At 45.8% G+C, this 22,785-nt stretch carries 24 protein-coding genes; 18 read left to right on the forward strand and 6 right to left on the reverse strand.

What is annotated here, in order from left to right:
• Window positions 1–85: 85 nt before the first annotated feature.
• The 11 genes from L1D44_RS08470 to L1D44_RS08520 are packed head-to-tail and all read left to right on the forward strand — an operon-like array spanning window position 86 to window position 10,003.
• Window positions 86–1,042, forward strand: a complete 957-nt coding sequence (locus L1D44_RS08470; protein WP_239889720.1) for a DUF523 and DUF1722 domain-containing protein — start codon at window positions 86–88, stop codon at window positions 1,040–1,042.
• Between the two features lie 32 nt (window positions 1,043–1,074).
• Entirely contained in the window at window positions 1,075–2,028 is a 954-nt protein-coding gene (locus tag L1D44_RS08475) for a MerR family transcriptional regulator (RefSeq protein WP_239889721.1), read from the forward strand.
• Window position 2,029: 1 nt separating this feature from the next.
• A complete protein-coding gene (gene phrB / locus L1D44_RS08480; protein ID WP_239889722.1) occupies window positions 2,030–3,556 on the forward strand; it encodes a deoxyribodipyrimidine photo-lyase in 1,527 nt (508 codons plus the stop codon).
• Window positions 3,553–4,083 (forward strand): nuclear transport factor 2 family protein, encoded by a 531-nt coding sequence (locus L1D44_RS08485; RefSeq protein ID WP_239889723.1) that lies wholly within the window; start codon window positions 3,553–3,555, stop codon window positions 4,081–4,083. Before phrB ends, L1D44_RS08485 begins: the two co-directional genes overlap by 4 nt.
• Window positions 4,080–4,934, forward strand: coding sequence for an SDR family NAD(P)-dependent oxidoreductase (locus L1D44_RS08490; RefSeq protein ID WP_239889724.1), 855 nt, complete (start codon window positions 4,080–4,082; stop codon window positions 4,932–4,934). The genes L1D44_RS08485 and L1D44_RS08490 overlap by 4 nt, the downstream gene beginning before the upstream one ends.
• The gene (locus tag L1D44_RS08495) at window positions 4,931–6,223 is read left to right on the forward strand and encodes an FAD-dependent oxidoreductase (RefSeq protein WP_239889725.1); all 1,293 of its coding nucleotides are present in this window, start codon (window positions 4,931–4,933) and stop codon (window positions 6,221–6,223) included. Before L1D44_RS08490 ends, L1D44_RS08495 begins: the two co-directional genes overlap by 4 nt.
• Window positions 6,220–6,990: a DUF1365 domain-containing protein gene (locus L1D44_RS08500; RefSeq protein WP_239889726.1), complete on the forward strand. Its 771-nt coding sequence runs from the start codon at window positions 6,220–6,222 to the stop codon at window positions 6,988–6,990. Before L1D44_RS08495 ends, L1D44_RS08500 begins: the two co-directional genes overlap by 4 nt.
• Entirely contained in the window at window positions 6,990–8,237 is a 1,248-nt protein-coding gene (locus L1D44_RS08505; protein WP_239889727.1) for a cyclopropane-fatty-acyl-phospholipid synthase family protein, read from the forward strand. Before L1D44_RS08500 ends, L1D44_RS08505 begins: the two co-directional genes overlap by 1 nt.
• A gap of 22 nt (window positions 8,238–8,259) precedes the next feature.
• A complete protein-coding gene (locus tag L1D44_RS08510) occupies window positions 8,260–8,769 on the forward strand; it encodes a DUF2878 domain-containing protein (RefSeq protein WP_239889728.1) in 510 nt (169 codons plus the stop codon).
• 26 nt (window positions 8,770–8,795) lie between these two features.
• Window positions 8,796–9,470, forward strand: coding sequence for a chalcone isomerase family protein (locus tag L1D44_RS08515; RefSeq protein ID WP_239889729.1), 675 nt, complete (start codon window positions 8,796–8,798; stop codon window positions 9,468–9,470).
• Window positions 9,458–10,003, forward strand: a complete 546-nt coding sequence (locus L1D44_RS08520) for a DUF3833 domain-containing protein (RefSeq protein ID WP_239889730.1) — start codon at window positions 9,458–9,460, stop codon at window positions 10,001–10,003. Before L1D44_RS08515 ends, L1D44_RS08520 begins: the two co-directional genes overlap by 13 nt.
• A 94-nt stretch (window positions 10,004–10,097) precedes the next feature.
• Here L1D44_RS08520 and L1D44_RS08525 read toward each other — a convergent pair whose 3' ends face one another.
• The gene (locus L1D44_RS08525; protein WP_239889731.1) at window positions 10,098–10,442 is read right to left on the reverse strand and encodes a DUF3634 family protein; all 345 of its coding nucleotides are present in this window, start codon (window positions 10,440–10,442) and stop codon (window positions 10,098–10,100) included.
• Window positions 10,443–10,593: 151 nt separating this feature from the next.
• Here L1D44_RS08525 and L1D44_RS08530 point away from each other — a divergent pair, with 151 nt between their 5' ends.
• Window positions 10,594–10,776: a hypothetical protein gene (locus L1D44_RS08530; RefSeq protein WP_239889732.1), complete on the forward strand. Its 183-nt coding sequence runs from the start codon at window positions 10,594–10,596 to the stop codon at window positions 10,774–10,776.
• Window positions 10,777–10,864: 88 nt separating this feature from the next.
• Here the strand turns inward: L1D44_RS08530 and L1D44_RS08535 are convergent, their stop codons facing one another.
• From L1D44_RS08535 to L1D44_RS08550, 4 genes are all read right to left on the reverse strand, one after another.
• Entirely contained in the window at window positions 10,865–11,587 is a 723-nt protein-coding gene (locus L1D44_RS08535) for a TorF family putative porin (RefSeq protein ID WP_239889733.1), read from the reverse strand.
• 157 nt (window positions 11,588–11,744) lie between these two features.
• Entirely contained in the window at window positions 11,745–12,116 is a 372-nt protein-coding gene (locus L1D44_RS08540) for a cupin domain-containing protein (protein ID WP_239889734.1), read from the reverse strand.
• A 78-nt stretch (window positions 12,117–12,194) separates the two neighbouring features.
• Entirely contained in the window at window positions 12,195–13,700 is a 1,506-nt protein-coding gene (locus L1D44_RS08545; RefSeq protein WP_239889736.1) for a CoA-acylating methylmalonate-semialdehyde dehydrogenase, read from the reverse strand.
• Between the two features lie 104 nt (window positions 13,701–13,804).
• On the reverse strand, window positions 13,805–15,145 hold the full coding sequence (locus tag L1D44_RS08550) for an aspartate aminotransferase family protein (protein ID WP_239889737.1): 1,341 nt from the start codon (window positions 15,143–15,145) through the stop codon (window positions 13,805–13,807).
• 291 nt (window positions 15,146–15,436) lie between these two features.
• Here L1D44_RS08550 and L1D44_RS08555 point away from each other — a divergent pair, with 291 nt between their 5' ends.
• The 5 genes from L1D44_RS08555 (at window position 15,437) to L1D44_RS08575 (ending at window position 20,357) form a co-directional block, all read left to right on the forward strand.
• Window positions 15,437–16,936 carry an aldehyde dehydrogenase gene (locus L1D44_RS08555; protein WP_239889738.1) on the forward strand — a complete coding sequence of 500 codons (1,500 nt, stop codon included), beginning with the start codon at window positions 15,437–15,439 and terminating at the stop codon, window positions 16,934–16,936.
• A gap of 198 nt (window positions 16,937–17,134) precedes the next feature.
• Complete coding sequence (locus L1D44_RS08560; protein WP_239889739.1) at window positions 17,135–18,364, forward strand: MerR family transcriptional regulator; 1,230 nt, start codon at window positions 17,135–17,137, stop codon at window positions 18,362–18,364.
• Between the two features lie 36 nt (window positions 18,365–18,400).
• A complete protein-coding gene (locus tag L1D44_RS08565; RefSeq protein WP_239889740.1) occupies window positions 18,401–18,937 on the forward strand; it encodes an N-acetyltransferase in 537 nt (178 codons plus the stop codon).
• Window positions 18,938–19,076: 139 nt separating this feature from the next.
• Entirely contained in the window at window positions 19,077–19,622 is a 546-nt protein-coding gene (gene cyaB / locus L1D44_RS08570; protein WP_239889741.1) for a class IV adenylate cyclase, read from the forward strand.
• 42 nt (window positions 19,623–19,664) lie between these two features.
• Window positions 19,665–20,357, forward strand: coding sequence for an aspartate/glutamate racemase family protein (locus L1D44_RS08575; protein ID WP_239889743.1), 693 nt, complete (start codon window positions 19,665–19,667; stop codon window positions 20,355–20,357).
• Between the two features lie 105 nt (window positions 20,358–20,462).
• Here the strand turns inward: L1D44_RS08575 and L1D44_RS08580 are convergent, their stop codons facing one another.
• The gene (locus L1D44_RS08580; protein ID WP_239889744.1) at window positions 20,463–21,770 is read right to left on the reverse strand and encodes an FAD-binding oxidoreductase; all 1,308 of its coding nucleotides are present in this window, start codon (window positions 21,768–21,770) and stop codon (window positions 20,463–20,465) included.
• 248 nt (window positions 21,771–22,018) lie between these two features.
• Between L1D44_RS08580 and L1D44_RS08585 the strand changes: the two genes are divergently transcribed.
• Window positions 22,019–22,567 (forward strand): cupin domain-containing protein, encoded by a 549-nt coding sequence (locus L1D44_RS08585; RefSeq protein ID WP_220770709.1) that lies wholly within the window; start codon window positions 22,019–22,021, stop codon window positions 22,565–22,567.
• Window positions 22,568–22,785 lie beyond the last annotated feature (218 nt).

A 22,785-nucleotide genomic window follows, 5' to 3' on the forward strand; every position in this document is an offset into this window, starting at 1 on the left:
AGGGCTAAATTAAAACTTGTACAAAAAAGTGATCCTTGTACAAGTTAGCGGCGTAATGAACAGTCTAATAGGGAGTATTATGACTATGAGCCAATTTAATCCAGATAAAATCCAGATCGGTATTAGTGCCTGTTTACTCGGCGATAAAGTGCGCTTTGACGGCGGCCATAAGGCTTCAAGTTATTGCCGTAAAGAGATCGCCGAACATTTCGATTATGTACCAGTATGCCCAGAAATGGCTATAGGCATGGGCGCCCCTCGAAAATCAATTCGATTAGAGAAAGACGGTGATATCATCTTTGTTAAAAGTGCCGATGGCTCGGTTGATGTGACTGACAAGCTCAATGATTTTAGTGATAAAAAAGTCGCGCAGCTCGATTTCTTAGGTGGCTATATTTTATGTGCTAAATCGCCAACCTGCGGTATGGAACGTGTCACTGAATATAAGTATGGCACTAACAATGGATGGAAGTCTGGCATTGGTGTTTATGCTAGAAAGCTGATGGAGCGTTACCCACAGCTTCCCGTTGAAGAAGAAGGGCGCTTACACGACTTACCTATTCGCGAGAACTTCTTTACTCGTGTATATGCTTACCATGATTGGCACATGCTAAAAGCGTCAGGCTTTACCAAGAGTAATATTTTAGATTTCCACGCCCGCTACAAATACATGCTGATGGCCCACAATCCAAAGCTGTATCGCGATCTAGGCCCTTTGCTGGCTGATATGAGTGGTGATCTAGAAAAGATTGCTGATACCTACTTTACCGGTTTTATGCAGATCTTAAAGATCAAGGCGACTCGAAAAAATCACACCAGTGCGCTGCAACATATCCAAGGCTACTTTAAAAAGCATCTGTCGAGTGCGCAAAAAGCTGAGCTTGCTGAGTCGATTTTGAAATACAACCAAGGCTTGCAACCTATCTTGGTACCAATGACGCTGATTAACCATTATCTGCGTGAATTTCCAACCCCCTATATTGAGAACCAAGTGTATCTTAATCCGCACCCTCAAGAGCTCAAGCTAAGGTATGCCTACTAGGCATAGGTTTGATTATTAACCAGGAGTGCAGCATGGATAAGGTTGAGGGTGAAGCAATATGGTTAACCATAGGTGATGCAGCCCAGCGCACCGGGGTTAACCCAGTTACCTTGAGGGCGTGGCAAAGACGCTTTGGTCTAGTAGTCCCTAAGCGAACGCCCAAGGGGCATCGGTTATATGGTGAGTATCATTTAGCCCAAATAGAAGAGATCTTATTTTGGCTAAACCAAGGTGTCGCCATTAGCAAAGTGAAGCCGCTATTAAAGTCCTCGCAAACGCAAGCAGCAGCCAAGCCGTTAGCTAAGCAAGCATTAACGACTGAAGAGCAAAACCTTTGGCTAGAGAATATTGAATGTCTCAATCAATCTTGTCTCGATTTTAATGCCGCGGCGCTGAACACAAAGCTTACTGAATTGTCTGGTCTGTATCCGTTTTCAGTCCTAAAAAATGGCCTTTATTGGCCATGGCTGAATGGACTTGAAGGCTTGCTATTGGGCCGCCCCGATGCCGCTAGTATTGAAACCTGGCTGATTGACGAGCTGTCTGCTCGTATCGCTAAAAGGCGATTGGCTCAACAGCAAGCAGACGCGCAAATGCCCCACTTATTAGTTGAGTTACAGGGGGCTAAACCCATCAACTCATTGATGATGTCGTTAGAGTTGATTGCCTATCACATCAGTCATAACTTGGTAAAAGTTGCTAATGTAAGCGAGCTTAACTTTATTGTGCAGCGACTCAACTGCAGCCAAGTCTTTGTGCTGCCGCAGCCGCAAATGACGTCCACAGAAACCCAAGCGTTACAAGATTTTATGACCAGTGCTGGCGCCAAAGTGCATCTGGTTGGGAGTTACGCCAAAGTGGTTAATCAAGCACTTGGTATGGCGCATTGTGATACGCCGAAACTGCTTGCGCTATGTGGTATTGCGGTTCCCAAGCAAACGGAATTCTCACAACAAATATTGTCTGACGTAGAGGGAAAAAAATAACATGAATACTAATCACTCTATCGGCAATAATGCACTTGTTTGGTTTAGGCATGATTTGCGCCTCGATGACAATCAAACTCTAGTAGCGGCTTGCCAGTATGCTGCAGAGCATCAAGGTACCGTGCGGGCGATATTTGTGGTGACGCCTAAACAGTGGGCGTCTCATGATGTTGCGCCCATTCAGTTAGACTTTATAGAAAGGCAGGTTAATCAGCTTGCCATAGAGCTTGCTGAGCTTGGGATCCCACTGGATATTTGCCACGCAGATGATTTTGACGCGATACCTGAGCTGTTATCGCAATACGTCGCAACTTGGCAGATGACTAAAGTGTTTGCCACGAGTGAGCCAGAGTGTAATGAGCAGCGCCGAGATCATGCCGTTATTGAGGCTGGAATCAAGCTTGAGCTTAGCCTGCAACATTGTTTTTTACCGCCTTTATCTGTGCTTAATTTGTCGGGTGAAATGTATAAGGTGTTTACTCCTTTTGCTAAAAAATGGCGCCAGATAGCAAAACAAGATCCGATCCAAACGTTAGCGCGGCCTGAGCCGATTGCTGCGCCATTACCGACACCTAATTATGTTGAGTTTCATTGTACTAAGATCTGCAGCGAACAATGGCAGGTCGGTGAACACGCAGCGCAAGCCAAGCTGCGTCAATTTGCCCAAGCGAAAGTGGCAGGTTATCAAGCCTGTCGTGACTTTCCCGCTATCGATGGCACTAGCCAGCTCTCTGCTTATCTTGCCATTGGCATACTCAGTCCTCGCCAATGTTTGCAAGTGCTTTTAAGCCACTATCCTGATGCATTAGTGCATGATGAGAGCCCGGGGCGCTGCTGGTTAAACGAATTGATTTGGCGTGAGTTTTATCGCCACTTGCTGGTGGCGTTTCCCAAGCTATCTAGACGGGCAAACTTCAATGCATTAGCCGATAGCATTAAATGGCGCAATAACCCTCGCGAGTTTCAAGCCTGGTGTGAGGGGCGAACAGGTTACCCATTAGTCGATGCCGCGATGCGACAGTTAAACCAAACGGGTTGGATGCACAATCGTCTTCGTATGGTGACAGCTAGCTTTTTGACTAAGCATTTGCTGGTCGATTGGCGTTGGGGGGAGCGTTACTTTAGACAAAAACTCATTGATGGTGACTTAGCAGCTAATAATGGTGGCTGGCAATGGTCAGCAGGAACAGGCTGCGATGCCCAGCCCTATTTCCGCGTATTTAATCCGATTTCACAGTGCGAAAAATGTGATCCAACAGGGGCGTTTATCCGTAATTATTTACCAGAGCTTGATGGGGTAGATTTGAAGTTAATTCATAAACTTAAAATACCTATTCAAGCACAACTTTTTGTTGGTACCGATTACGCTTCACCTATAGTTGATCATAAGTTTGCTAGAACGCGCGCCATAGCCGTTTTGTCTGCGATAAAGAAAGGAAGCGCTAAAGCTCAGCAAATTGGAGTACAGCAAGCCCAAGAAATCGATCGCGAAAGTCGCGTGGATTTAGATAAGGAGATTTTCGGATGACAGCTAACGCAGAACAAACAACAAGGGGGTTGTCATCTTTGGCAAAGTCCGAAGGCGATAATTGCTTACTACAAAATAACAGCTTGTCTGAGCAAGTCGCTCAAGAAAAAGCGCTGGTAGATAGTTTTATTAATTTATATCAGGAGCTTAATAAAGATAACTTGCACTTGCTTGGGCAGGTTTACAGCGACGATATCGAATTTAGCGACCCACTGCATCATGTATCTGGTCTACTCGCTCTAACGAACTATTTTGCCAATCTTTATCAGAATGTGGCGTCAATTGATTTTGATATTCATCAGGTTATCCATCAACAAGGTGCAGCAACCCTCAAGTGGACCATGGTATTTAGCCACTCTAAGCTTAATGCTGGCGAGGATATTACTGTTGAAGGCGTTAGCATCCTTGGCTTAGACAGTAAAATTTATCAGCACCAAGACTTTTTCGACCTTGGCACTATGTTGTACGAACATATTCCTTTGCTGGGTGGTTTGGTCAAACTGGTTAAAGCAAAGGCTTCAAAATGAACGGCGAAGAACAGGTAAGTAAGCAGACAAAGAGCGTGCTGATTACTGGCGCTAGCTCAGGGATTGGTTTGCAATTAGCACAAGACTATATTGCCGAAGGTTGGCAAGTGTTTGCTTGTGGCCGCAACCAGCAAGCCTTATCTCAGTTAAAAGGTACTGAACAACTGGTGTTTGATATAACCGATAAAGATGAGGTTAACGTTCAAGCCTCCATCATAAAACTAAAACTTTCTGCACCGTTAGATTTGGTGATTTTAAATGCCGGAAGCTGTGAATATATCAATGACGCCGTTAATTTTGACGCTGAACTGTTTGAGCGTGTGATCCGCACTAACCTGATTGCAATGGGCTACTGTTTATCAGCTTTCACGCCACTTATCTCCAAAGGCGGAAGACTTGCGTTGATGGGCTCTAGTGCGGTGTATTTGCCTTTCCCTCGAGCCGAAGCTTATGGTGCCTCCAAAGCAGCAGTGCAATATTTGGCTGCAAGTTTAGCAATTGATTTAAAGCCCCATGACATTGGAGTTAGCGTTATCTGCCCAGGGTTTGTAAAAACCCCTTTAACGGACAAAAACGATTTTCCCATGCCGATGCAACAAAGTGCTGAACAAGCATCTATCGCCATTCGTAAAGGATTGCACAAGGGGACGCGAGAGATCCATTTTCCTAAACGCTTTACCTGGTTGCTCAAGTTAATGGCTTTGTTGCCGCGCAGGATTTGGGAAAAAATTAATACTAATGAATCCGTTGAGCCAATTGATGCAACATCGAGTGCAGCGCACGTAAATGTTGAACAAGTGACTCCTTCTCAAAAGTCAAAATCTAAAACTGTCAATAAGGTGCGCCAATGAATATCGTTGAGAATAGCAAGCGGCGTAAAAAAATAGCTATCGTAGGCACCGGGATTTCAGGTTTGACCTGCGCACATATTTTGTCGCAAAAACATGAGTTAACAGTGTTCGAGGCCAATGACTATATTGGCGGTCACACAGCTACAGTTGATGTGAATGTGGACGGAAAAGATTATGCCATCGATACCGGTTTTATTGTTTTTAACGACCGCACTTATCCAAGGTTTGAGCAGTTATTAGCAAGGCTTAATGTCACAGCTTTAGCCACAGAGATGAGTTTTAGTGTACATAATGCGAATACGGGTCTTGAGTATAACGGCAATACAATCAGCTCTTTATTTGCTCAAAAGCGTAACCTTTTTAGACCCAAGTTTTGGTCATTTATTTTAGAGATCTTGCGTTTTAATAAGCTCTGTAAGCAAGCTTTTGCCGCTGACAGCTACCAATACCAAACCTTGGGAGAGCTGTTAGATAGTCAAGGCTTTAGTGACTTCTTTAGTGAGCATTACATTTTGCCGATGGGCGCAGCCATTTGGTCATCGAGTATTGATGATATGCGCGCTTTCTCATTGCGCTTCTTTATTCAGTTTTTTGAAAATCACGGCTTACTTAATATTGCCGACAGGCCGCAGTGGTATGTATTGGAGGGCGGTTCCCGTAGCTATATTCCTGATCTCATCGCCCCTTTTAAAGACTCAATTCATCTAAGTAGCCCGGTGACAGCCATTAAGCGCTCAATTGGTTCTGAAACCGGTGGTGTGCAATTACAAGTAAATCAAGGTGAGTGGCAAACCTTTGATGAAGTGATTTTGGCTTGTCATAGCGACCAAGCGCTGGCGATGCTACAAGACGCGACAGATGACGAGCAGCAAGTGCTAAGCAAGCTTGCCTATCAAAACAACGAAGTGGTGCTGCACACCGACGAAAGCTTAATGCCTAAACGCCAAGCGGCTTGGGCTAGCTGGAATTATCGCCTAGATGGTAATACTCAGCGCCAAGCGTCGGTGACCTATAACATGAACATCTTGCAGCGCTTGCCTGCAGGTACGCCAACATTTTGTGTGACTTTAAATCAATCTGAGTTGATCTCACCTGGCAAGGTATTACGTACATTTAATTATGCGCATCCGGTTTTTAATGAACAAAGTCTGCAAGCGCAGTCACAGCGAGCGCTAATCTCGGGTGTAAACCATACCCATTATGCGGGTGCTTATTGGTACAACGGCTTTCATGAAGATGGTGTCCACAGTGCATTTGATGTGTGTGAAGCCTTTGGAATGCGTTTATGACAAAAGTATTGTTAAAAACTGAGCCATTTGTAAGCGGGGTTTATCGCGGCAAGGTGAGCCATCGCCGTTATAGCCCCACTAAGCACTGTTTTGATTATCAAATGGCGATGATGGGCATAGATCTTGATGAACTTGAACGATTGGAACAGGTCAGTTGGGTATTTTCCTCAACGCGCTTTGCACCATTGAGGTTTAAAGTAACGGATTACCTCGCCGCTTATGGCACAAAAGAGCAAAGTTTAAAGGTTAAAGTGCTAAATAAGATCATAGAGCTTGGGGCGACAACGGCCTGTAACCGTGTGGTCTTTGTTGGCCAAGTAAGGCACTTTGGCATCTATTTTAGCCCGATAAACTGCTTTTTTTGCTATCAGGGCGATAAGGCTAAATACATGTTGGCCGAGGTGAGTAATACCCCCTGGAATCAACGGCATTATTACTTAGTTAACCTTGAACATACTGAGCCGATGGACAAAGCATTTCATGTTTCGCCTTTTATGGATCTCGACATGAAATACATTTGGCGGATTAAAGCGCCTAGCAGCGAAGTTAGAGTCGGTATTGAAAACCGTAATACGCAGAAGTTATTTGATGCCAATTTGTGTCTGTTTAAGCGTGATATGAGTGCTAAAAATTTGCAATCCATGCTGATAAATTTTCCTTTTATGACACTTAGAATCGTCCAAGGAATTTATTGGCAAGCACTTAAATTATTTATAAAACGTGTGCCTTTTGTTGGGCATCCCGGTAAGCCAGCGGAGAAACGATAATGGAAAATATTACCACTAAAAATAATCTGGCTAATGAGAGCCTGCCGGACAGCCTTGCAAGAAAGTTGTTACTCAGTGCGCTTCTTGGTCTTGCTGATGGTCACTTAAGCCTTATCGATGGTGATAAAAGCTTTGAGTTTGGGCGTAAAGAGTCTGATTTACACGCCACTATTATCGTTAACAATCCACGATTTTACCGGCAAATACTGTTGTCGGGTTCAATTGGTGCCGGCGAAGCCTATATCCAAGCGCATTGGGCCAGCCCAGATCTGACCAAGGTTGTGCAGCTGTTTGCACGTAACTTGCCGTTGCTCGACAAGCTTGAGCAAAAACTGTCTTGGCTGATGGCGCCTTTTAGCCGCATGTCTCACCTGTTTAATCGTAATACCCAAGCGGGATCTAAGCGCAATATCTTGGCGCACTATGATCTGGGCAACGACATGTATCAGCAGTTCCTAGATAAAGAGATGCTGTATTCCAGCGCGCTTTACCCTCATAGCGGTGCTTCGCTGGATGAGGCACAGCAGCATAAATTAAAAACTATTTGTGAACGTCTAGATTTAACCCCGGGACAAACGCTATTAGAAGTGGGCACCGGTTGGGGGGCGTTAGCTATTTACGCCGCCAAACATTATGGCGTTAAGGTGACCACTACTACCATTTCTGATGCGCAATATGAATACGCGGTTGCTCGGGTTGCAGCTGAGGGCTTGCAAGGCTCGATAACCTTGCTGAAAGATGATTACCGCATATTAACTGGTGAGTATGACCGAGTGGTGTCGATTGAAATGATCGAAGCGGTTGGTCATGAATACCTGCCTGGATTTTTCAAAAAGCTCCAGGGTCTACTTAAGCCCAATGGGCGGTTACTTATCCAAGCTATCACCATTGCAGATCAGCGCTACGATAGCTATCGCAAAGGGGCTGACTTTATCCAGCGCTATATCTTCCCCGGTGGCTGCTTACCGTCAGTGACACGCATGACCAATGAGCTCACCAAGCATACCGACTTTGTCACTTTCTCGGTTGATGATATGGGGCTTGATTACGCCAAAACACTTAAAGATTGGCATGATAACTTTGACGCTGCGCTACCTAAGATAAAAGCGCTTGGCTACGGTGATGACTTTATCCGCATGTGGAAGTTCTATTTAAGCTACTGTGAAGGCGGCTTTTTAGAAAGAACTACCAGTACCGTGCATTTAGTGGCAGTGCGGCCACAATACCGCTTGCAGGCTAATCGCTAGTGCTGTGATTTTTGGAGGTCGCATGATGCCAAATCATTTGATTCAGTTTGCTAAGCAGCACTTGATAGTTGTCAATCTGCTCATGTTTCAAGCGGTTTGGTGGCTTTCTATCTTGTATAAAAACTCATCTTTATGGCTGACCATCCCGTTATTGTTCGCGCATTTCGCCTTATCTAGCGATGTACGCCAAGATGTAAGCTTGATGCTTAAAGTCGCCATATTTGGATTTGCCTTCGATAGCTTGCTAATGCTTGCTGGTGTGTTTCAATTCCAGCAGTTCCCCCTTTGGCTGCTAGCGATATGGTGCCACTTTGCCATTTCATTGCGCTATAGCTTGGCCTTCACTCAAAAATTAACTTGGCAGTTTAATGCCTTACTCGGTGGGATATTCGGCTGCTTGAGTTATTTGGCTGGAGCGCGCCTTGAGGCAGTTGTTTTGCCGTTAGAATTATTCTATAGCGCGTTGATCCTGTTCTTTGTTTGGCTCGTAATGTTTCCTATGTTTGTTAACGTCAGTCGGCCTCAATCATAAGCCCTGCTGATGATAGGGATGAAATTATGCGTGTTACATCAGTTGTTGGCAGGCACAGTCTAAGTGCGGCAAAATCGATAATCTGGGCGTTGAGCATTTTGCTTGTGTTTGCCAGTTCAGTCCAAGCTAAAATTGTTCAGCAGCTAATTGATGAATCGCCGCAAGTCGCTGCTTCAGCAAACGCTGGTACCGATCCTCAAGTGACTCGTCCCCAAAATGCTTTAAGCCACTCTAATCCGTTACCTTTGCATAAGTTAGGCGATTTTAAAGAGGTTGGTCGCGGTGAGATGCAGTGGTGGTGGTTTTCGCTTTACCGAGCCAAATTACTCACTCTTGATGGCAACTACAGTCAAGGCGAATTACCTCTGGTGTTAGACATTGAGTATTACCAAGAGATCCCAAGTGAGCGTCTGGTGGAAGCGACGTTAGATCAGTGGCAGCACTTAGGGGTAAGTGAGCAAAGTCAGCAAAAATGGCTTGCTGAAATTAAGCATGTTTGGCCCAATGTGGTAGAGGGCGACAAGCTAACGTTAAGCGTACTTGATTCTGGTGTTAGCCAATTTTACTTCAACGGTCAGCCGTTAGCTAAGCCTATGCCCAAGGGGTTTAGTGAGGACTTTTTAGCGATTTGGTTGTCAGAGTCAACCAGCCGGCCAGAGCTTAGAAAGCAACTCATTGGGGAGCTCGCATGCGATTGTTAAGTAAGATTAAACGTATTTTTGCTGCATTAGGCTTGCTATTGCTTGCAGCCTGTTCAAGCTCCGATATTAATGATTATGCGGGCACTAAGCCTAATCTAGATTTGAAGCAGTTCTTTGATGGAAAACTTACTGCCCATGGTACGGTCCAGGACTATAGTGGCAAAGTCATTAGACGTTTTACTGTCGATATGCAAGCGAGCTGGCAAGGTAACCAAGGCGAAATCAAAGAGTGGTTTGTCTATGATGACGGCGAAAAGCAGATCCGAATTTGGAACATAACTGAGCTTGGTGGTGGGAAGTATACAGGTACTGCAAATGATATTTTAGGTGAAGCGCAAGGTCAGGCTGTAGGCATGGCACTGCGCTGGGAATACCAGATGATGCTGCCGGTTGATGATACTGAATATCAGGTAACTTTCGATGACTGGATGTTTTTAGTGGATGAAAACACCATTATCAATCGAAGTGACATTAATAAATTTGGTATCACCATGGCTGAAGTGACCTTAGTGATCTCAAAAGTTGAGTCGTGAAGTGGGTTGTTTGAGTTTAAACAAGAGTTTTTCAGTTCAAAGGCCTTTTATACTGATTGGTACTATGCTTTGAACTGAAAATGTGAGAGTGCATTTATGATGTCTTGCGGCTGTTATCAACCTGCTTCTTATCGTAATACTCAAATGGAAAGACATTGCGAATTCGCTGAGTGAGTGCATCGCTAACATTGGCCGATACGTGCAGGCGAACATCCCCCAGTTTTTCAGCTCGAACAGTACAAGTCAGTTTATTTGACTTGGCTATAGCGCGGCACTCTTTGGCAAACTTATCTGGGATCTTGCCCTTGTGCGAGGTGAGACGGCCGTCTTTAAAATGCATCTCAAATAGGGGTAAGCCTCTTTTGCCGCCGAAAATCAGCTTATAGATAATAAAAACGGCAATGGCGATAAAAATAATTTTAAGTAGGGTTGGGGACATGCGCTTTCCTTTTCGTTCGATTTTAGCCCTAAAGTTAAGATACTCCTGCCTAGCACGATTGAAAAGAGTACTGCGCCACAGAATCAGCAAGTTTGCGCTAGACTGAGTATTAGCCAAAGGATTTACTTTAATTTTAGTAAAGGATGACACTATGCAAATATCTAATGCCAAGCGCTGGCTTGAGCTTTGTGAAAAGCAGGCGCAGTTAATCGACAACTTATCTCAAACTTTTCCCGAACGTATTGAGCAGCATGAAAAATTAAGTGGCCGTTGGCGCCAAGTGGCGGAGCACCTGAGTCATGAAGAGTTTGAGAGTATGGCTAAACTAAAATAGCCATTAAAACCTAAGGTCAAATAAATGGCCTCCCAATAAAAAACCGCCTTATGGCGGTTTTTTATTGGGAGGGAACTATCTAGGGAGCTTAAAATGCATAGCTTGCGGTGGCTAGTACAGTACCATCGTTTCTCCACGGCTCTTTCGAGTCGATGATGTTGTCATCGCTTAGGTTAGTGTCTAGCCAAGCTAGAGACAGACCGATACCACCAAGCTCTGTAGAGACGCCGATAGAGTAATCGACATAGTCTTCACCCCAGTCGTAATCGGCACCGTCACCATAGCTGTAGCCGACGTGGGCATCGATGCTCCAGTTCTCGAAGATCTCATAGGAGTAGTTAAGCTCGGTGTAGTTCAGTGAAACATCGGCATTAGCGTAATCATTGGTGTACCACTGAGCTAGATGAAAACCACCATAGTAAAGGCCAACATTCGCCTCGAGGTAACCCGTGTTTTCATCTTGTCCAGGGTAGCTGTAGTAGGTCAGTGTTACGTCATATTCCCACTCTTCATCGGCACCGAAAGCCCCCCAATAACCTGCATAGATATCGACTTCCACATCGGCATCGTAGCTATCTTTATCAACATTACTCGCCCAAGCACCAAAGAAAAGGCCATTCTCTAGGCTGTAGTCTAAGCCACCTTGAACCGCGAAGTCACCGGCCGTTTGTGATACACCGCGGAAGCGGTAATCGTTAGTAACACTGATCTCACCAGAGAACTCTGCTTGAGCTAGAGGGGCAAATAGCGCTGTAGACATTGATAGACCGACAATCTGGGCAATCCGTTTTTTATTGAGTTTTTTATACACGGTAGTTTCTCCATTTTACTATGTTGATTGCGATGCTCTGTTATTAGTTTTATACCAATGCTTGATAAGCAGTTGGCGTTAAGCATCATTTGATTGTGCCAAACAGCAGCATATTGCTACGACCTCATGGCTGATAAGTGATTTTCTAAACGTCTATTTATTGCGCGTTAGCTTCGAAAATCACGTATACCTTACGGCAGTTATCTAGCACCTCCCAGGTGCCTTCAAACCCTGCTGGAATGACAAACCTGTCACCCTTTTTTACCGTTATGCTGTGACCATTGTTATCGGTGACCTTGCTGGCCCCAGATAAAATTTCACAATATTCATGTTCGCTATAGGCGACCTTCCAAGTGCCTACATCGCCTTGCCAAACGCCAGCATGAAACTGCTCGCAATCGCTTGAGTAGTGATTTTGCAATTCTTGTCCTGGGTTACCTGCCAGCACTTTTTCGGCATCGAGTTTGTAGCGCTCGATAGCGGTGTTGAGCTTGGCAAAGTTAAGGATTGAATCTATGTTCTGAATCATTAGTGCTTCCATGTCTCTGATAAGTCTGACCAGTAAACTAAACGAAGAAAGCGCGGCCTAAGCCACGCCTCGTTATTGTTACTTCATTGTCGGCATTACAAACTCGGCCTTGGTGCCTGCAGCACTCTTGTGAGTCGATTGCGGCCAACGAGCGGTAATCGCCTTACGTTTGGTATAAAATCGCACGCCATCTGGGCCATGCATATGCAAAGGACCGAACAGAGAGCGTTTCCAGCCACCAAAGCTATGAAATGCCATAGGAACAGGGATAGGTACATTCACGCCGACCATACCCACTTGTACGTTGTGGCAGAAGTGACGCGCCGCCTCACCGCTTTGGGTGAAGATGGCTGTGCCGTTACCAAACTCGTGATCATTAATTAGCTGCAGCGCCTCGCTGTAATCTTTTACGCGCACGATGGCGAGTACTGGGCCGAAGATCTCTTCCTTGTAGATGGTCATCTCTGGGGTGACATGGTCAAACAGGCAACCACCTAAGAAGTATCCCAGCTCATGATCGGCAACTGATAGCTCTCGGCCATCGGCAAGCAGTTTTGCCCCTTCTGCGACGCCAGTTTCAACATAGTTGCTGACCTTCTCTAGATGCTGAGCTGAAATAAGCGGGCCCATGTCCATCTCTGGAGTCACGCCATTACCCACTTTGAGCGCCTTGATCTGTGGCAGTAGTTTTTCAACGAGGGCATCACCGGACTCGCCCACCGCTAATACTACCGAGATAGCCATGCAGCGCTCACCAGCACTGCCGTAAGCTGCGCCCATCAAGGCACCTACGGCTTGGTCAAGATCGGCGTCAGGCATCAATAGCATATGGTTCTTCGCCCCACCGAGCGCCTGAACACGCTTGCCGTGAGCCGATGCCGTCGAGTAGATATACTCGGCAATAGGCGTTGAGCCAACGAAGCTCACCGCCTGCACATCTTTGTGTGTCAGTAGCGTATCGACGGCTTCTTTGTCACCGTTAACCACATTAAATACACCATTAGGCAGACCCGCTTCGGTCAGAAGCTCGGCCATACGCATCACGGAGCTTGGATCTTTCTCCGACGGCTTCATGATAAAGCTGTTACCGCAAGCAATTGCAATTGGGAACATCCACATAGGTACCATCACAGGGAAGTTAAATGGGGCAATACCCGCGACGACGCCAAGTGACTGGTTGAGGGTCCAAGCATCGACCCCACCACCGACCTGCTCGGTATGCTCGCCCTTCAATAGGTGCGGAATACCACAGGCAAATTCAACCACTTCTAAGCCGCGGATGATCTCACCTTTAGCGTCTTCTAGTACTTTTCCGTGCTCTCGGGTAATAAGCTCGGCTAGTTCATCCATATTGGCTTCAACCAAGGCTTTAAACTTAAACAGCACGCGAGAGCGGTTAAGTGGGGTGACTTTAGACCATGATTCATGAGCCTTCTTAGCCAGTTCAATCACGCCTGCCACTTCGGCGGCGCTGGCTAGCGATACGCTGCCGCGTTGCTCGCCTGTCGCAGGCTCGAAGAAAGCTTGAGTACGTTGGCTTGGCGCCGAGTGGCTACCGTTAATGTAATGGTTAATGGTGTGCATAACGCAAAAATCCTAATTCTATTCCCTGAAGGGAGACTAATTTATCGGTAAATGTTCATGACTTGCCGATGCCGTTATTGCGAGCGGCAATAACGGCTTCGGGATTAACCCACAGCCTTGATCGCATCCCCAAGGGTATTAACGATTTGATCTATTTGCTGTTTGTCGACAATTAACGGTGGTGAGATTGCGATAATATCGCCAGTGGCACGCACTAAAGTGCCATTGGCAAAGCAGTGCTCAAAGATCCCGAAGCCGCGTTTTCCTACGCCTTGCTCGCTAGGGGCAAACTGAATGCCGCCAACAAGACCCGTGTTGCGAATATCAATCACATTCGGTAAGCCCTTGAGGCTATGTACCGCATCTTCGAAGTAGCCTTCGAGCTCTTTGGTGCGCTCAAATAGCTTTTCATTTTCATAGATATTGAGAGTGGCAAGTGCCGCTGCTGCTGCAACCGGATGACCGGAGTAGGTATAGCCATGAAACAGCTCGATAGCGTTTTCTGGGCCCTGCATGCAGGTATCATAGATATTGTCATCGACCAGCACAGCGCCCATTGGGATCGCACCATTATTCAAGGCTTTTGCCGTGGTGATCATATCGGGAATCACGCCCCAACGCTGACTTGCAAAGGCATCGCCGACACGACCAAATGCGGTAATCACTTCATCGAATATTAATAGAATGCCGTGTTTGGTGGTGATCTCGCGAAGCTTTTGCAGGTAACCCTCAGGTGGCAAAATAACGCCTGCAGAACCCGACATCGGCTCGACAATGACTGCGGCGATGTTTTCTGCGCCGTGCAGGGCAACCAGTTGCTCGAGCACCTCCGCTTTCTCGGCGCCAGTTTTAGGCATGCCGCGACAAAAAGCGTTGTCCTTGATGTCTAGTGTATGGGGGAGGTGGTCAACACCTTGCAGCAGTTGCTGGTTAAAGGTCTTACGGTTATTGCCAATTCCGCCGACGGAAATACCGCCGAAACCAACACCGTGGTAGCCCAGCTCACGACCAATAAAGCGAGTTCGCGTAGCTTCCCCGTTAGCACGGTGGTAGGTGAGTGCGATTTTTAACGCACTATCGACAGATTCAGAACCTGAGTTAGTGAAGAAGGCCTTGTTTAGGCCTTTAGGGCTGATTTGGGCTAGGCGCTCGGCGAGTTCAAAGGCTAAAGGATGGCCCATCTGAAAAGAGGGCGCGTAGTCCATCTCATGAATTTGTTTACTGACCGCTTCAGAGATCTCTTTACGTCCGTGTCCGGCGTTACAGCACCACAAACCTGCTGTGCCGTCTAATATGGGGCGACCTGCGACATCTTTATAGTACATACCTTCGGCATGGGCGAGCATCCTGGGACTCGACTTAAACTGCCTGTTCGCCGTAAACGGCATCCAGTAATGCTCTAGTGACTGTGTATCGCCTTGATTGTGCGTCTGTGAATCTGCCATATCATCTACCTTGATTCAGTGTAATTATTGTTTTTAGAGGCTATTGACTTTTATCTGTTGCTTTTTTAGGCAAGCGGTCGATATTTGCTATGCTATGTCAGAAATAATGAACATGAAAGCTTTTTGTGCATTTATTTGTAGCAAAAATGAAGTTTTTGTAAAAAATATTGAAATTATACTGATAAAAAGCGTAATCTTTAGCCACACCTTTTTGCGCAAATAGCCTTTATATGGCTGTTTGACCGCATTAACCGTCATTCTAATTATTATATTCAGTGTTAAGAGGTCATCATGAGCACACCAGAAAGCCGCACTCAATGGCAGGCGTTAGCAGATTCTATGTCGATAAATGGCTCCGCTTTTATCGCAGGCGAGTACCTTGATGCACAGTCGAAGCAGACCTTCGACTGTATCAGTCCTATCGATGGTAGGGTCTTAGCAAAAGTAGCCAGTTGTGATGAGGCTGATGCTAATATCGCAGTACAAAATGCCAGAGAAACCTTTGAAGCTGGTGTGTGGGCAAACTTAGCCCCAGTTAAGCGTAAGCAGGTGATGATCCGCTTTGCCGAATTGCTGGAACAAAATGCCGATGAATTAGCCCTGCTAGAAACCTTAGATATGGGCAAACCTATCCAATACGCTAAGGCGGTGGATGTGGCGGGAGCTGCGCGTGCTATTCGTTGGTCTGGCGAGGCGATTGATAAAATTTACGATGAAATCGCACCGACAGCTCATAATGAAATTGGCATGATCACTCGTGAAGCCGTGGGCGTCGTTGCGGCAATTGTGCCGTGGAACTTCCCGATGCTGATGGCGTGCTGGAAGCTCGGTCCTGCGCTCGCAACGGGTAACAGCGTTGTGTTAAAGCCATCAGAAAAATCCCCCCTTACCGCAATCCGTATGGCGCAAATTGCCGTTGAAGCCGGTCTGCCGAAAGGTGTGCTAAACGTGCTACCTGGGTTTGGCCATACAGTGGGGAAGGCGCTGGCGCTGCATATGGATGTCGATACCTTAGTCTTTACTGGCTCAACTAAGATTGCCAAGCAGCTGATGGTCTATGCGGGTGAATCCAACATGAAGCGTGTTTGGCTAGAGGCAGGCGGTAAGAGTCCAAATATTATCTTTAATGATGCACCGGATCTGAAGAAGGCGGCACAAGCTGCGGCCAGTGCTATCGCCTTTAACCAAGGTGAAGTCTGCACAGCTGGCTCTCGCCTGCTGGTGGAATCTGGTGTTAAGGATGAGCTGATTGGTTTAATTGCCGAGGAGCTTAAGAGCTGGACACCGGGACATCCACTGGATCCGAGCACCACATCAGGCGCCGTTGTCGATAAACAACAGCTAGATAATGTGTTGGGTTATATACAGTCGGGAGTCGATGAAGGGGCCACCTTAAATCACGGTGGCTCACAAGTCATGCAAGATTCTGGCGGAGTGTATATCGAGCCAACGATTTTCTCTGATGTAGACAATAAGATGACCATAGCGAAAGAGGAGATCTTTGGCCCCGTGTTATCTGTGATCACCTTCGATGGCATGGAACAGGCGATTGAGATAGCCAACGATACTATCTATGGCCTAGCTGCTGGAGTGTGGACTGCTGATATCAACAAGGCCCACAAGACGGCTAAGGCACTTCGCAGTGGTATGGTGTGGATTAACCATTATGATGGCGGCGATATGACGGCCCCCTTTGGTGGCTATAAGCAGTCGGGTAACGGCCGCGATAAGTCGCTGCATGCGTTTGACAAGTACACCGAAATTAAGGCCACTTGGTTGGTGCTAGAGTAGCTGGTGAATTTGTAACGGGTTGTTTTGTGATGCAAGGAACCCCTAAATTACGTTAGCGGTTTGAAATATTACAAGCCCCTAAGTGCAAACTTAGGGGCTTTGTTATTTGTGTCATAAGGAGGATAGTTAGAGTGAATTTATCTTGACCTGTCTATAGCTTCATAGTTTATCGTGTGCTTTCAATGTAAAGGAGATGGCATGTATCGAATTACAGAATTAGCAGAAAAAGTTGGCTTAAGCCGTTCGACGCTACTGTACTACGAAAAGCTTGGGTTAATTTCTGCTAAACGGCAAGCAAATGGCTACCGAAGTTACTCAGAGCAGGATCTGCAACGCTTAAAGTTACTGCAGCAGTTGCAGGCGGGAGGCTTAACCTTAAAAGAGTGTCAATGCTGCCTAGAGAGCCGTATCGACAGGGAGTTACTGCTTCAACGCCTAAAGGTGTTGGATGATGAGCTGGCCCAGAAACAACAGGCCAGAGAGCTACTCAGTGCCATGCTCGGCATGAGTTCGATGAGAGAGTGGCATCAAGTCACAGAAAACCAGGCGTCTGACGCCCATCTAGAGTGGTTGATGAAGCAGGGATTCGATGAAAAACAGGCGCTAAGACTTAAGTGGTTATCAAAAGATATGAATGAACATGAGCAATATATGGCTGATTTTGAGTTGATCTTTGATGGGTTAACAAGATTAGGCCCAGGTACAGAAACGGACTCTCTAGCTGCCCTCAAGGCTATTTTACTTAACACTGAATCGCTCAAGGCTACTTTACTCAATACTGAGTCGGCCAAGGCTGGTTCGCTTAACTCGGGTGAGCTGCTAGAGATTGGCTGTGGCAAAGGGGTGGCGACTCGGGTATTGGCTCAGCATAGTGAATTTGCCATCATGGCGCTGGATAATGATCAGTCCAGTTTAGACTGCTTGCAACAGAATCTGCACCAGTTATCACAAGATAAGAGAGTGAAAACCGTGTGTGCAAGCATGACCGAGTTACCGTTTGAGCCAGATCAGTTTGACGTTATCTGGTGCGAAGGTGGGGCTTATATCATGGGAGTTGAAAAAGCCTTTAAAGATTGGAAGCCGTTTATTAAAAAAGAGGGTTATTTAGTCATCAGTGATTTGGTGTGGAGTACAGATACTCCATTTAATGAATTGCGAGACTTTTGGCAACAAGCTTACCCCGATATGGTCAGTGTCGAGCGGCGTATCGAACAGGCTCAACAGGCGGGTTATGAGTTGATTGATAGCTTTCCACTGAGTGAGCAGGCGTGGAGTGACTATTACCTGCCGCTGCAAGGGCGAGTCGATGAGTTAGAGGCGATGATGCCAAACTCAAAGGCGATAGCCGATGTTAAGAGGGAGCTCGCAATCGCGGCTAAAAGGCAAGGTCAGTTTGACTATCAAATGTTGATCTTACAGAAGATTTAATAACTCCCAGATTTTAAGAATATTAGGAAAATAGAGATGAAATTTCTATCATGCAGCACAGATAATGCTGAAGCGATCTCGCATCTTTTCAATGAAACTTTTAGCGCCTATGAAGGCACTGAAGAAGGTAAGGTCATTGGCGAGTTAACCACAGAACTCATGAGCACAACGGACAGTAACGATCTGTTTATCTTTGTGGCTATCGAGGCCGGTAAATTGGCGGGCTGCATCATGTTTTCAAGGTTAACTTTTGAGACTGGCATTAATGCCTTTATTTTGTCACCTGTAGCGGTTCACCCCGATTTTCAACGTCAGGGAGTAGGCCAAAAATTGATTAAGTTTGGCCTACAGACCTTAGCGGCAAAAGGGGTTGAGCTTGTGTTTACCTATGGCGATCCAAACTATTACTCAAAAGTCGGCTTTAAGCAGATAAGCGAAGATATAGTAAAGGCGCCGCAAGCGTTAACTTACCCGCAAGGCTGGCTGTCACAGTCACTTTTAGCAGATAAATTACCGCCGATGAGTGGCCGATGTCGCTGCGTCTCGGCATTAAATAAAGCCGAGTACTGGTAATCAATTTGGGTTGTTGAGATTAATGATCCCAGAAGCTTTAACTCTATCGCTAACTGCCGAATATAAAACGGATATTATTGCTCAGAGAGATGTAAGTGCCCCGTAAGCAATAAATGAGACTAAGCGAGAACAATCATTCATGAGTCATGAGCATTTTAAAGGTCAGTTTGAAGTCGAGTTAAAGTATCACTTGCCTTGCAAGGCTGCATTCCTAACGGTATTGAGATCGATAGAACATGAGGTCATGTTTGAAGATAATATCGAATCAGATAGTTATTTCGATACCAAAGAACAGTTGCTTTTAGCCCAACATAAGAGTGTTTGCATACGTGAATGCGAACCATCGGGGATTAAGCTTTGGATAGTCAAAGGGCCGGATGCGGATCGTTGTCAGGCAACCAATATTACCGATGCCCAGAGCGCTAAGAGCATGCTTAAAACTATGGGGTATGCAGTGCGCCTAGAGATGGTAAAGCAGCGCAGCATCTACTTTGTCGGCAAGTTTCATATCACGCTTGATCACTTAGCTGGATTAGGCGATTTTGCCGAGTTTGCCATCATGACCGATAACGAAGCCATGTTAGAAGTCTATCGAGCCGAGCTGGTGGAGCTTGCGGCTCAGTTTGGACTGACAGAGAAGCAGCTAGAGCATAGATCATACCGTAGTATGCAAGAGGCAAAATAGCCGCTTTTTTCTCCATCAAGTCAATATCGAGGTAGTAACATAATGAAAACGATAGGCATGTTAGGCGGCATGAGCTGGGAGTCTACGGCGAGTTATTACAAGGCCGTTAATGAAGGTGTAAAGGCAAGGCTCGGCGGTCTACATTCCGCAAAAGTGTGCCTCTACAGTGTTGATTTTGCGGAGATAGAAAAGTTACAGCATGCTGGGAAGTGGCAAGAGACTGCCGATATCTTGTCTGATGCAGCTAATAATATTGCCGCTGGTGGTGCTGATTTTTTATTAATCTGCACTAATACAATGCATAAGGTGGCTGATGAGGTTCAGGCTCAGCTCCCAATCCCCATCTTACATATTGCCGATGCTACTGCAGCAAAGCTTTCGGCTAGCGGTGTCACTAAAGTGGGGCTGTTAGGTACTCGTTTTACCATGGAGCAAGATTTCTATAAAAGCCGCCTGCAAAACCAATTCGATATCGAGGTCATTGTTCCTAATGAAGCGGATCGCAAGCTTGTGCACCATGTTATTTATGAAGAGTTATGCCGAGGTGTGATAAACCCCAGTTCAAAGCTACAATATTTAGATATCGTTAATGGCTTGCATGCACAGGGGGCAGAAGCGGTCATTTTGGGCTGTACAGAGATAGCGTTATTGATTGGGCAGCAGGATACCCAAGTCCCTCTCTATGATACGACTGCGATCCACTGTGAATATGCGGTGGAGATGGCATTAGATTAGGTTATTGCAGTTTAAAAAAACGGACAACAAAGTCCGTTTTTTATTTTCAGCCCTAAACCACCTAGTTCAGTTGGTGGATTCTTTACTCAGGGTTAAAAATGGATATTAAAAAATATCTTTAAACCTATGATATAGCATGCCCATTGCTAATAGAGGAGAGCGCAGATGCGGTCCGCCGGGGAAGGTCATATGGGGCACTTTTGCAAACAGATCAAAGCGCTCGGCTTGGGTGGTAATCGCCTCGGCGATTAACTTAGCCGCCATATGGGTGGCATTCACGCCATGACCCGCATAGGCTTGGGCATAAAATACATTTTTGGCATCGGGCAGGCGGCCAATTTGCGGTAAACGGTTAGCGCCTATGCCCATCATGCCCCCCCATTCATAGTCGATACGCACGCCTTTCAGCTGTGGAAACACCTTCTCAATGTTCGGTCTGAGGGCTGCTTCGATATCTTTGGGATCTTTACCTGAGTAGGTGCACAAGCCACCAAATAGCAGACGGTTGTCTTCCGATAGATGGTAGTAATCAAGATCGACCCTTAAGTCGGCAAAGGCCATGTTTTGTGGGATGATGGCATCACACTGCTCCTGCGTTAGTGGCTCTGTAGCCAACACATAGGTACCAGCAGGAAGGATCTTACTACCAATGTTTTCCTCTAAATCGAGCCCTAAATAGGCGTTGCCAGCCAAGACGAGGTACTGACAATTTACTTCGCCGTGTTCGGTGATCACCTTAGGCTTATCGCCTTTAACGATTTTCTTTGCGGCACTGTATTCATACATTTTTACACCCAAGTTACGGGCGACTCTAGCCTCGCCTAGCGCTAAGTTGAGAGGGTGCAGGTGACCACTGGCCATATCAACGAGAGCGCCTTGGTAAAAATCAGAGCCGATCACTTCACCTATTCGAGATTTATCGAGTAGAGTCATATTGTGGCCGTATCCGATACTATTTAGGTGTTCAAAATCTTCTTCAAGCTCTCTCATATGCCGAGGGCGGATAGCTAAGTCGCAGTAGCCCATCTGTAAGTTGCAATCGATATTATGTTCAGCCACACGCTGCCTGACGATTTCTACCGCTTCAAAGCCCATTTGCTCGATAGCATTAACGCCTTCGCTGCCAATGATATTTTGAAACTGATTCACATCATGGCCAATGCCGCGAATAAGTTCACCACCATTACGTCCCGATGCTCCCCAGCCAATGCGTTTAGCCTCAAGGAGTGCAACGCTAAAGCCTTTTTGAGCCAGTTCAATGGCCGTGTTGATGCCACTAAATCCACCTCCGACGACACAAACATCTACATCTAACACCTCCTCTAGCCGCGGTGATTGATGTAGCTCTTTAGCCGTTGCGAAGTAATAGGATGCAGGATACTGGTCGCTATGCATTGGACTCTTAGTTGACATTATTTCTCCAAGTATATGTTTTTATTGTTAGTTGGACTTGTAGTGGCCGTGTATCTAAATTGTTGTGAATAAATTATTTACAGATGTTCGTTATTTTTAACACGCTTTCCTGTAGAATACAAATTGCTCGATAGAGGTTATGGTCTAATATGTTTTTAAGACGCTACTCTAGTCGTACTGGGAATGGATTGTATTGCTCTACATATTGTTGGAGACAAAAAACGATTACTTCAATTAGGGGAAAGATTTTGGATATTGGTGAAAGCCTTAAAAGGGTTAGAAAAGAGAAGGGCCTGTCCCAGCGAGAATTGGCTAAGCGTGCAGGCGTGACAAATAGCACTATTTCGATGATCGAGAAAAATAGCGTTAGTCCTTCGGTTAGCTCACTCAAGAAAGTGCTTTCTGGCTTGCCTATGTCTTTAGTGGAATTCTTTGCTATCGAAGACACGCAAGAGACCGAGCAAAAAGTGGTTTACCGTAGCAACGAGCTATTAGATATCGGTGATGGAGTATTGGATTTTAAGCTCATTGGTAGAGACTTTCCTAATCGTGCCATGTCTGTGATGAGTGAGACTTATCCTCCCGGATCAGACACGGGGATAGAGATGCTTAAACATGAAGGCCAAGAGGCGGCAATGGTGATTGAAGGTCGCTTGGAGTTGACTGTCGGAGACGAAGTGTTTGAACTCAATGAAGGTGATAGCTATTACTTTAATAGTGACTTACCCCATCGTTTTCGTAATCCATATGATGTGCCTTGCCGAATAATTAGCGCGACCACCCCAGCAAATTTTTAATCTGTTTTGCATTTTTTTGTAAAGCTAGCTTACCGCGAAGAATTCCTCTTTCTTTACGGTAACTAGCTTGTTATTTGTATCATTATTCTGCTTTTTTCCTTTTGTATAATATTACCCGCTAGGCAGTTCTGCCTGATGTTGTTTTTATGCTTATATGTAAATAATATAAAGCATTCACTGTGTGTGAGTGTGATCGCTGTCAAACCCAAACATTATGC

The sequence above is a fragment of the Shewanella sp. Isolate13 genome (genome assembly GCF_022398325.1).
GTDB lineage: Bacteria > Pseudomonadota > Gammaproteobacteria > Enterobacterales > Shewanellaceae > Shewanella.